This window comes from Pseudonocardia xishanensis (assembly GCF_039541715.1).
In the GTDB taxonomy this organism is placed as follows: domain Bacteria; phylum Actinomycetota; class Actinomycetes; order Mycobacteriales; family Pseudonocardiaceae; genus Pseudonocardia; species Pseudonocardia xishanensis.
Genome location: NZ_BAABGT010000088.1, coordinates 1 through 10,844, shown reverse-complemented (window position 1 = coordinate 10,844; position 10,844 = coordinate 1). Strand labels below are relative to the sequence as shown.

The following is a 10,844-nucleotide window of genomic DNA, read 5'->3' as shown; positions in this document are numbered from 1 at the left end:
CCGGTCTCGTCGACCACGAACACCCCGGACGGGGTGTCGCCGAGGTGCTCGATCACGTAACCGCGCAGGTCGTCGCGGACACCGTCGACGTCCCAGTCCGCAGTGCGCAGCAGCCGCTGCATCCCGTCCGGCGACACCGCCCCCGCATGCTCGGCCAACGTCCAGCCGTTCTTGCGCTCCAGGCCCGCCAGCAGTCCGCGCAGGTAGGTCCCGACCCGGCGACGTGGCTCGGCCCTGCGGAACCGGCCAGCGATCAGCTCCACCACCGCGTCCAACGAAGCCACCCACCCGGCAAGATCAACCACACGGTGATCATCACCGCCCGACCAGGCTAAACCCTCACGACACGCCGAACTGCCGTTGCAGTACTAGCTGTCGTAGGGGCTGGTTCCGGCGCTGGTGTCCCGAACTCGACGGGCCGTGGTGCGACGTCGCTGCCGACCTCGCCCTGACCGCGGGAGACCGGACCGCGGCGGCCGAGGTGTTGCTCGAGGCGGGCCGGCGCAACCTCGGCCAGGGCGCCCGGCAGTCCGCCGAGACGATCCTGCGTCGTGCCCGTGAGGTGTCCGACGACGCCACCGCGGTCGATGAGCTCCTCGCCGAGGTCCTGACGTCTGCGGGCAAGACCGAGGAGGCCGCCGCGATGGTCGGCGACTCCTCGACGCCGCGCCGCGCGCAGCCGCGGCCCGTGTGCGGCTGGCCCGCGTCCACATCCGCGCCGGCCGTTGGGCAGCGGCCGAGGCCGAACTCCGGCAGGTTCCCCGCCGACGGCGCCGACGGGCTGCCCGCGATGGTGGTGCCGCGACCGTGGGCTGGAGGACGCCCGCCCGGAAGACGCCGCTCACTGGCGGCGGCAGCCCACGAGCACGGCCCGGTCGACGTGCGAGTCGACGCCCTCCTGCTGCTGAGCCGCCCGTCGCTCCGTCCTCGACGAGGCGGAGGCGCTGGCATTGCGCGTCCAGACACTTGCCGAGCAGCGTGCTCACCCGATCGGCATGGCGCGGGCTGCCGATGAGCAGCACGCGCTTCACCCCGAGCCGATCGACCTCGTCGCCGAACGGTGTCGAGCGCGCCGCGGCCGAACACGACGCGGGCCACCCGCTGGTCGTGGACGAACTGCCAGGTCATCGGGCAGACCGCAGCCGGAGCTCGACGTGCGCGTGGCGGACGGGCACCGGCATTCCGTGCTCGGCCGCCATGTCGCCGTCGTCAACCACGGCGAAGTCCGCAATCAAGCTCTCCTTGACGCCGAAGACCGAATCGGAGCCCAAGTACGGCGAACCGCCGACGAAGATGTGGGTGGTCAAGACGCACACCACCGCGCCGGCGATGAAGTGGAGTGCCGATCGGTAGCCCTGTCGTCAGGGCCACTGCCTTCGCCAGCCCGATGGTCGACCCGCCTCCCACTGACACCACGGCGTCGGCACCGGCCGTCAGAGCCGCCTCCCGAGCACGCTCGGCCACGTCGACAGGCACGTGCATCACAACCTCGTCGTGGTGATGAACGACGGGTATCCGCTGAGCGATGGCGTCCGCTACCGACCGCCCTCGCTTGGAGGCGATCAGCATGACTCTCGCGGCGCCGAGGGCGTCGAGCTCCGCCGCGACCGCTGCTGCGGCTTGGTGAGCTGCGAAGATCACCCGCTGCGCCGAGGATTCGTGGGTGAAGTGCATGGGGCCGAACCGCCCTGCGTTCATGTTCAGCGAGTCCGGCTCAGAGGAATCGGTGGCCGCCGCTGACCGCGAGGCTTTGGCCGCTGACGAAGCCTGCCTCCTCGCTGGCCAGGTAGGCGACGGCCTCGGAAATGTCAGCCGGCTTCCCCCGCCGCTTGACTGCCTGCTCAGCGATGATCTCGTCGAAGAACGCGTCGACGTCCACGCTCATCTTGAGGACTTGGTCGGTGGCGACCAGGCCGGGCAGGATGCAGTTGGCGGTCACGCCGACAGGGCCGCCTTCCATGGCCAGCACGCGAGTGAGTCCGATGACGCCCATTTTGCTTGAGATGTAAGCCGACTGACCGAGCGTGCCGGCAAGTACGGTGCCCGAGGAACAAGTGACGATCCGGCCGTAGCCCTGCTGCTTCATGTGATCGAAGGCAGCGTGGGCACAGGTGAAGGTGCCGGTCAAGTTGACATCGACGACTTGTCGGAAGATCTGTTGAGTCATGTCCTCGAAGCTCACCCACGGGTAGATACCGGCCATCGCGACGAGCACGTCGAGTGAACCGGCCCGCGCGGCGAACTCGGATGTTGCCCCGTGCACCGCCGCCTCGTCGGTGACGTCTGCGTGAAAGCCGTGAACGGCGGCCCCCCGCTCGCGCAGCTGTGCCACGGCGGCATCCACGGCTTCCTGCTTAAGGTCGAGGATCCCGATGGTGGCACCTTCCTCGGCGAGCCTGACGGCGCTGGAGAAGCCCAAGCCGCTGGCACCGCCGGTGATCAATGCGGCCCTGCCTTCAAACCGCGCGCCGATGCTCATGTATCCGATCCTTGCTTTCCGGAGGAATCAGCGGGGACTGTCGTGGACTTGATGAGTTCGCGGCGCATGATCTTTCCGCTCGACGTCTTGGGGAGATCGTTGACGAACCGCACCATGCGTGGACGTTTGTACGCAGCCAGATGTTCACCTGCGAAGGCAATAATCTCGCTCTCGGTTACCTGCGACCCGTTCACGCGGATCACGTAGGCGCACGCAAGCTCACCCTTCACCGGATCCGGAACCCCCGCCACTGCCACCATGGCAACCTCGGGATGCCCGCTGACCACCCGCTCGATCTCGGCCGGGTAGATGTTGTAGCCACCAGTGATGATCATGTCCTTGAGTCGGTCCACCACGACGAGATAGCCGTCCTCGTCGCGACGCGCGACGTCACCGGTGCGCAGCCAGCCTTCGTCATCGAGCACCTCGCGCGTCGCCGCGTCGTTGTTGAAGTAGCCCTTCATGACGATGGGCCCGCGGACCACCAGTTCGCCGTCCTCGTCCGGGGCGGCGTCCCGAGTGGGGTCTGTCAGGTCCGCCAGGCGCACTTCGACGCCGGGCAGCGCGACGCCGATAGAGCCCTTGGGGCCCTGTGCATGGAGCGGATGTGTGGTCCCCAGGCCCGATAGCTCGGTCATGCCCCAGAGTTCGATCAGGGGGGCGTTCGACCGCTGCTCCCACCGCTCGATGGTACTGAGCGGCATCGTCTGGCCGCCGACGGTCGACCGGGTCAGCGAACTGAGGTCCGCGCCGGCGAGGGCGGGGGCGGCCAACATCGTGGCGTACATGGCAGGGACGCCCTCGAACATCGTGGCGCGGTGCTCGGCGATCAGCTCGAGAGTGCGGGCGGCGTCGAAGAGCTCCATCAGGACGACCGTGCCGCCGACCAGCCAGGTCGAGTTGATCGCGACGTTGCCGTAGACGTGAGGAGCGGGTAGGGCCGTGACGACGAGGTCGTGCTCGGTCCGGCCGTGCATCGTCGCGGTCAGGCCGAAGTTCGCGATGACCGCACGATTGCTCTGTACCGCGCCCTTGGGGTGGCCGGTCGTGCCGGAGGTGTAGCTGATGGTGCAGGCATCGCCGGACCGTGGAGCGGTCAGCTCGAAGGCCTCGGGACCGTCGAGGAGAGCGGAGAAGGTCTCTGCGCCCTCGACCTCCGCCGTGCCGAACACGACGACTCTGCAGACCTGGGGGACACGCTTGACCGCCTCCACCAGCGTGCAGGCCTGTGCCTCCCCCACGAAGACCGCCGCCGAGCGGCAGTCGCGCAGCACGTAGGCCACCTCGTCGGTGGTGAGCATGACGTTGATCGGGTTGATCACGGCGCCCGCCTTCAGGGCTCCGTGGTAGACGACGAGCCACTCCCACCGGTTCTGGGAGTAGAGCGAGACCGTCTGTCCCGGCTCGATGCCCCGCGCGCGCAATGCACCGGCGATGCGACTGCTGGCGGCGTCCAGATCGGCGAAGGTCATCGTGCGGTCAGCCGTGATCAGCGCGGTCTTGTCGGCGAAGCGTGCAGCGGTGTGCGGGAGGACCTGGGCGGGACCTGTCAGCATGGTGCCTCTCCTCTCCGATCCGGGGTCGACCCGTCCACGGTGTGAACAGGTGCCGGTGCGCTCAACCGGGCGGCGAGCCAGGCGCCCGCCTCGGCCACGGACCGGTCCGCTTCCGGCGCTCTGCCGGCCATGAACTGGTAGACGTGCTGCTGGCCGTGCTCGACGACGAAGGTGACGTCGAGGCCCGCGGCCCGAGCGCGCTGAGCGAACCGCTCCCCGTTGTCGAAGAGGCACTCGCTGTCGCTTGCGGTCAGGTAGACGGGTGGGAACCCGGTCAGGTCCGCGTGCAGCGGATTGGCGCGCCCATCGGCTGCGGCGCCGGTGTCCTGGATGTAGGCGGCCGCGCTCTCCTCACAGAGCGGGCGCTGCGCGAGCACGTCGTACTCGGCGTTGCTGTCGAGGGTGCCGGGCAGCGACTCCAGGTCGAGCCACGGCGAGAAGCCGACGACGCCGACCGGCACCCCGAGGTCGTTGTCACGCAGCCGGACGACCGTCGACAATGCCAGGCACGCGCCCGCGGAATCGCCGGCGAACGCGATCTGGGCGGGGGAGTAGCCCTGGTCGAGCAGCCATCGGAAGGCAGCCTCGGCGTCGTCGACGGGGGCCGGGTAGGGAAACTCCGGCGCCTGGCGGTACTCCAGGAGGAGCACCCTCCGGTTCGCGGCCTTGGCGAGATGTCCGCCGAGCTTGCGGTGACTGGCGATGCTCTGGAGCACGAAGCCGCCTCCGTGGAAGTAGAGGATCACGCCATCGCCTGGCTCCGCTACCGGCTCGGCCCACAGCGCGGGGCGACCACCGGCGTCGGCGTCGGCGTAGGTGACACCGGTCGGCTCTGCGGTGACGTGATGCACCTGATCGAGCCAGGCGCGACGCAGCATCAGGTCGATCTCGGGGGCCTCGATGAGCGCTGCGACGGTCTTCTCGTAGAAGACCTTGAGGGCACCTGATTCAGGGCTGGGCATGGCTTGTCTGCCTTCCGATGGACGCCGCGTCCAGGTAGCGGCGGCGGACGGTTGCGGTATGTGCCCCGAGAGGGCCGGGGTGGTCGAGGACATGCTCGGGGACGGGCCAGGGGGGTGACCCGACGCCCAGGACGGGGGAGATCTTTCCCTCGCCGTTCAGGCTGTGACGCAGGACGCCGCGGTCATGCCAGACCGGGTCGTTGGCGACGTCGCCGATGTCGCGCACGGGCTGCGCCGCGATCCCGCGGGAACCGAGGAAGGCGGCCCAGTGCGACCGGGTGTGCTGACGCAGGACGGCGCTGATCCGGTCTCCCAGGTCGTCGACGAGATCCTCACCGGCATCATCGACGAAGAGTGCCTCCAGGAGGGCCGGGCGCTGGTCGGGTCCGACGGCCAGGAACAGCCAGCCGTCGGCCGCGCGGTAGAGGCGCTGCAGCGGTGACCAGCCGCGAGCGTCGAGGCCCGAGGGTTCGGGCAGCCGCGCGTCGGCGGCGTCGTCACCGGCGAAGAGGTACGTCCCCTGGTGGAGTGTGGCGAGGTGGGTGAGCGAGGTGCTGATGTGCTGTCCGGTGCCGGTGCGGGCGCGGTGGTAAAGGCCTAGCACCGCGCCGAACGCCCCCATGATTCCCGTGCCGACGTCACAGATGAGGTACGGCTGGTACATCGGCCACCCATCCTCTCCGCCGTACCGGGACGAGAGTCCAGTGACGGCGACTGCCTGGTTCTCATGACCTCGGCGGTGACGCCACGGCCCGCTGCGGGAGTAGGCGCCCATCGAGACGTACACCAGATCGCGGCGCTCGTTCCGCAGCTCCTCGTAGCCCAGTCCGTAGCGCTCGATCGCGCCGTAGGCGTAGTTCTGAAGCAGGACGTCGCTGGCTGCGACGGCCGCGCGGACGGTGGCGACGTCGTCGGGGTCCTGGACGTCGAGGAGGGCCGTCTGCTTGCCGCGGTTGGTGTAGGAGCCGTGGAAGCCGTTGTTGCCGTCCGGCGCGGGGTTGGCGATCTTGACAACGTCAGCGCCCAGGTCGGCGAGCAGGCGTCCGGCGATCGGGCCCGCGACGACCTGCGAGACCTCCACGACCGACACGCCGGCCAGCGGCGCCTCGGCGCGTCCGGTACCGGTCGCCGCGGTCCGCGCGGGGCGGTCCTGCACGGCAAGCACGTCATCGGCGTCACCGTCGGGCAGCGAGCGCGGGACGACCCTCGTCGGGGTCTCACCGAGGTCGAGGACGATCCCCGCCATCGAGAGTCGACCGAACTCCGGATCCTCGAGGTCGACGACCGTGCGCGACTCGCGAGCGTGCTCGTTGTTCAGCCACTCCTGCGGGGTGCGCACCCGGGCCGCCGCGCTGCCCTGCTCCTGGACGAGGTTCTCCCAGTATGCCGCCGGCCGGGTGCGGACGAGGTCGGTGAACCGACGCTCGGCGACATGCTTGACCTCGGGATCGAAGAAGGCCCTGGTCAGGTCGGAGAGCCCGGCGGCGCACCAGGCGTCCCACTCGCCCGCGGCCTCCAGGAGCTTTCGGACGGAGCGGGGATAAGGGACCTGGTCGAGGTAGCCGCCGTCGGAGCAGCGGAAGGAGCCGAGGAACGCCTTGGGTAGGTCCTCGCGGGGGCCGACGAAGTCGGGCATCTCGAGGTGGAAGCCGACCACCTCCAGCATCGCCTCGGCCAGCGGTACCTCGAGGACCGCGCCCCTCCCGGTGCGCTCGCGGCGGTAGAGCGCGCTCACGATCCGGAGGGCACCCAGCAGGGCCGCGGTGTTCGAGGCGATGGGCAGGGCGGTGAACAGTGGCCGACTCGGGTCGTCGACCTCGTTGAGGACCCGTGCCTTCCAGTCCCAGTGCTCGCGCACTCGGCGATATCCCGCGGTCGCACTCAGCACGACGCCCTCCCACGCGGGGAGTGCGGAGCGCGGGTCGGTGGCCGCGAAGCCGGGCAGCGAGCAGTGGACCAGGCCCGGATTCGCCCCGGTCAGGTCGGCGCCACCCAGACCCAGCCTCGCCATCACCCCGGGGCGGAAGTTCTCCACCACGACGTCGGCGCTCGCGCAAAGACGGTGTGCGGTGTCGACGTCCTCCTCCGTATGGAGGTCGAGCATGATCCGGCGCTTACCACGGTTGAGGTAGGCGTCGGGGAGCCCCGTGAGCCGCGGACCGCCCGGCGGGTCGATGTGGACGACGTCCGCACCGTTCTGAGCCAGGAGCTCAGCGACGAGCGGACCCGCGATGTACTGGCCGAAGTCGATGACGCGAACACCGTCGAGGGCGCCGGGCATCTGCTGTCCCCTTCCTTCCGGACCAGGCGTGAGATCTGCGTCACACGACTGATTCATCGAAAACGGTAGGGCACTCTGGACGACACGGATGTCCGCTGGTCGCGCGACAATATCCGTTGATCGCGGTTCGTCCCCGCTGCCGATCCCGGTCTTCGACGGTGGAAGCCCCGGCGGCGAGGCGGCGGAGCTCGGCGACGAGCAGAACCGCGCGGTTGCCGTCGAATGCGGTGCCAGAGGACAGGCGTTGAAACCCGACACGGTCGTGCGATCAGTGGATAGGGCCCCGCGAACTTCGGACAGTGCACACCCTGTGGCCGACATTACGTTCGTGGAGCAGAACCAGCCGACTCCAGGACGAATGGAATTCACGTGATCGAGTATTCGTGTCTCCACAACGGGGGAACCGACCTCCCCATCACCGCCTCGCCAGACGACAAGAACATCACCTACACCACTTCCAACATGGACGCGGTGCATCGGTCGTTCCAGCGTGTGGCCGGACAACAGATCGACCAGGCAGTCCTCGCCGAGGAGCTCGACTTCCACTACTTCTGGCTGACCGAACATCACTTCCAGCCCGAGGGCGCGGAGTTCTCGCCCAACCCGCTCCAGACGGGCGCCGCGATCGCGATGCGCACCTCGAAGATTCGCATCGGGCAGATGGCCAACATCCTGCACCGGCACCACCCGCTCCGCGTCGCCGAGCAGGCGGGCCTTCTGGACGTCATCTCCGGCGGCCGATTGGAGTTCGGTGTCGGACGCGGAGGAGGCACCCGCGAGACCGAGCCTTTTGGCCAGGTGTACGGATCCTCCGACGTCGATCAGTACCGCAGCCACGCCTACTTCGCCGAGGCCATGGAGATCATTCTCAAGGCGTGGACCGAGCCGTCGTTCTCCTATCACGGCGACTTCTACTCCATCCCGCCGAAGTGGCTGCCATGGCAGTCCCGGATCACCGACGGCTACTTCTCGCAGCCTGGCCTGGAGCGGACTCTCGACGACATCGTCGAAATGCGCGACGGGCAGGGCTACCTCAAGGAGCTGTCTGTCTACCCCCACCCACTGCAGAAGCCCTATCCCCAGATCTGGCAGACCGCGCTGAGCACCAACTCAGTGCGCTCGGCGGCGCGCCGCGGCTACAACGTGTGTCACCTCGGCGCCGGTGGCAACCAGGTCCGCGAGGCCATCGAGGCCTACCACGAGGAGTCTGAGAAGGCCGGCTGGCCCGACCGGCACCAGAAGGGTGCCTTCAGGAAGGGCTGGGACTCCGAGCGCAAGCGGGGCATCTCCTTCCTCCGCTTCGTGCACATCGGGGAGATCACCCCGGAGCGTCGGGCCGGTCTCTACCACTTCCCGAACTACATCGCGGAGTCGCTGATCAGCGGCGTGCACCTTCCCCACGGTGTGCGCTTCACCGGTGACTTCTTCGAGCAGAACGGCCTCATGCTCCACGGCAGCCGGCAGCAGGTCATCGACGGCCTGATGGCCGACTACGAATCCGGTTTCGAAGACTACCTCGTGCTGCCGATCTTCGAGACGCCTGGCCTGACCGGCAAGGAGATCGAGGAGCAGATGCGGATCTTCGCCGAGGACATCATGCCCGTGCTCAACCGCGAGTGCGGCGGGCCGGCTCCCCTCGAGCCTCTTCTGGAAGTGCCGTCGAATTGATGGGTACCGCGATCGCTCCCGCACTTGATTAAGGTCGGAGAGGAATGAGATGTCCGATTCGCCCGCCCTCGACCAGCAGCAGTTCCGCGACGCGATGGCCTCGATCCCCGCTAGGGTGACCACGGTCGACGGACCGGCGATCGAGTCCCGGTGCGTGCTCACTGAGGAGCTCACGGAGTCGGCAGAGCGTTGCTCCGGCGGTTCAGGCCAGCGTCTCCTGGATCAAACAGGTGGTCGGACAGCGTCCGGGACCTGGGTAGCGATCGATTGTGCTCGAAGTTCGTAGCGGCGCGGCTCGGCTGCGCCGACAGGGTGTGAGGAGTCGACGGTGACACTTCTGATGCAGGAAACAGGACCCCCAGCTGCGCCCTTCCAGCGCACGTCGCCCAGGTCTGAGGCGGTGCAGCGGGCCGTGGCCGCGCTCGCCGCCGGCCGGATGGTGATCGTGACCGACGACACCGACCGCGAGGACGAGGGCGATCTCGTCCTCCCCGCCGCCCTCGCGACGGCCGAGCAGCTCGCCTTCGTGGTCCGGCACACCACAGGGATCGTCTGCGCGCCGATGCCCGCCGAGCGGGCCGACGCCCTGGGCCTGCCGCAGATGGTCACCGACAACACCGACGCCCACGGCACGGCCTTCACCGTGACCGTCGACCACCGCGACGCCGGCACCGGGGTGTCCGCCGCCGACCGCGCCCGGACCCTGCGCGCGCTGACCGACGGCGCGACCCGGCCGGACGACCTCCGCCGCCCCGGGCACGTCTTCCCGCTGCGGGCCCGCGAGGGCGGCGTCCTCGTCCGTGCCGGGCACACCGAGGCCGCCGTCGACCTGCTGCGCCTCGCCGGGCAGGAGCCGGTCGGGGTGATCGGCGAGATCGTCGACGCCGACGGCTCCATGGCCCGCGGCGAGCGGCTGCGCGCCTTCGCCGCCGAGCACGACCTGCCGGTACTCGCGATCGCCGACCTCGTCCAGCACCGGCGGGCCACCGAGCAGCTGGTCGAGCACGTGGCCACCTCCGCCATGCCGACCGTGTTCGGCGAGTTCCGCGCCGTCGCCTACCGCTCCACCCTCGACGGCACCGAGCACCTCGCCCTCGTCCACGGAGACGCCGTCGCGGCCAGCCGCACCGCCCGGGGCGCGCTGGTGCGGGTGCACAGCGAGTGCCTGACCGGCGACATCATCGGCTCGCTGCGCTGCGACTGCGGCGCCCAGCTCGAGCAGGCCCTGCGCGCGATCGCCGCCGAGGGCGCCGGGGCGGTGGTCTACCTGCGCGGGCACGAGGGCCGCGGGATCGGGCTGGCGCACAAGATCCGCGCCTACGCGCTGCAGGAGAGCGGGCTGGACACCGTCGACGCCAACACCGCCCAGGGCCTGCCCGTCGACTCCCGCTCCTACGGCGTGGGCGCCCAGATCCTCGCCGACCTCGGCATCACCCGGCTGCGGCTGATCACCAACAACCCGGCCAAGTACGGCGGGCTCGACGGCTACGGGCTGGAGATCGTCGGGCGGGTGGGCCTGCCCGCGGTCCCCTCCCCGCACAACCTGCGGTACCTGCGCACCAAGCAGGAGCGCATGGGCCACGTCCTCAGTCTCAAGGACGAGGTGGGCGAGGGCCAAGGCCGTTCAATCAGCGGGTGAGTGTGGGTGAACGAGGCCGGAGTTGTCGGCCTGCCGTCAGGGGGAGGTAGCGGAGTTCCGACGGGTGAGGGCGTCCGAGACACCCTGCTAGAGAGGCGTTCCGCTGAGCGCGGATTCGGCTCGGTCCCATACGACGAATCAGTGGCGAGGTCCGTGGGTGCCATGGGTCCGGCTGGCTGTGGTCCGACCTTCGGACGGCGAGATCCCCCCAGAGAACTCGACATCGCTCAGAGCAGAGGAGCAGCACACCATGACGACG

The 10,844-nt window shown here is 69.2% G+C and carries 8 protein-coding genes and 2 pseudogenes; 3 read left to right on the top strand and 7 right to left on the bottom strand.

The features are described 5' to 3' along the window. A partial coding sequence (locus tag ABD993_RS27395) for a transposase (RefSeq protein ID WP_345424578.1) occupies positions 1 to 305 on the bottom strand: 305 nt, incomplete at its 3' end. Between the two features lie 358 nt (positions 306 to 663). Between ABD993_RS27395 and ABD993_RS36950 the strand changes: the two are divergent. After that, positions 664 to 765 (top strand): annotated as a pseudogene (locus tag ABD993_RS36950) (tetratricopeptide repeat protein); the annotation flags it as partial. 359 nt (positions 766 to 1,124) lie between these two features. Here ABD993_RS36950 and ABD993_RS27390 read toward each other — a convergent pair. From ABD993_RS27390 to ABD993_RS27365, 6 genes and pseudogenes are all read right to left on the bottom strand, one after another. Further along, the gene (locus tag ABD993_RS27390) at positions 1,125 to 1,307 is read right to left on the bottom strand and encodes a hypothetical protein (RefSeq protein WP_345424583.1); all 183 of its coding nucleotides are present in this window, start codon (positions 1,305 to 1,307) and stop codon (positions 1,125 to 1,127) included. A gap of 58 nt (positions 1,308 to 1,365) precedes the next feature. Further along, positions 1,366 to 1,674, bottom strand: a pseudogene (locus ABD993_RS27385) (iron-containing alcohol dehydrogenase); the annotation flags it as partial. A gap of 40 nt (positions 1,675 to 1,714) precedes the next feature. After that, positions 1,715 to 2,479: an SDR family NAD(P)-dependent oxidoreductase gene (locus tag ABD993_RS27380; RefSeq protein ID WP_345424575.1), complete on the bottom strand. Its 765-nt coding sequence runs from the start codon at positions 2,477 to 2,479 to the stop codon at positions 1,715 to 1,717. After that, positions 2,476 to 4,035: a class I adenylate-forming enzyme family protein gene (locus ABD993_RS27375; RefSeq protein ID WP_345424572.1), complete on the bottom strand. Its 1,560-nt coding sequence runs from the start codon at positions 4,033 to 4,035 to the stop codon at positions 2,476 to 2,478. Before ABD993_RS27375 ends, ABD993_RS27380 begins: the two co-directional genes overlap by 4 nt. Further along, entirely contained in the window at positions 4,029 to 5,090 is a 1,062-nt protein-coding gene (locus ABD993_RS27370; RefSeq protein WP_345424569.1) for an alpha/beta hydrolase, read from the bottom strand. The genes ABD993_RS27375 and ABD993_RS27370 overlap by 7 nt, the downstream gene beginning before the upstream one ends. After that, the gene (locus ABD993_RS27365) at positions 4,984 to 7,278 is read right to left on the bottom strand and encodes a CaiB/BaiF CoA-transferase family protein (RefSeq protein WP_345424566.1); all 2,295 of its coding nucleotides are present in this window, start codon (positions 7,276 to 7,278) and stop codon (positions 4,984 to 4,986) included. The genes ABD993_RS27370 and ABD993_RS27365 overlap by 107 nt, the downstream gene beginning before the upstream one ends. Before the next feature lie 369 nt (positions 7,279 to 7,647). Here ABD993_RS27365 and ABD993_RS27360 point away from each other — a divergent pair, with 369 nt between their 5' ends. Both ABD993_RS27360 and ABD993_RS27355 read left to right on the top strand, forming a co-directional pair. Further along, positions 7,648 to 8,946: an LLM class flavin-dependent oxidoreductase gene (locus ABD993_RS27360; protein ID WP_345424563.1), complete on the top strand. Its 1,299-nt coding sequence runs from the start codon at positions 7,648 to 7,650 to the stop codon at positions 8,944 to 8,946. A gap of 340 nt (positions 8,947 to 9,286) precedes the next feature. Continuing rightward, positions 9,287 to 10,585, top strand: a complete 1,299-nt coding sequence (locus tag ABD993_RS27355; protein WP_345424581.1) for a bifunctional 3,4-dihydroxy-2-butanone-4-phosphate synthase/GTP cyclohydrolase II — start codon at positions 9,287 to 9,289, stop codon at positions 10,583 to 10,585. Positions 10,586 to 10,844 lie beyond the last annotated feature (259 nt).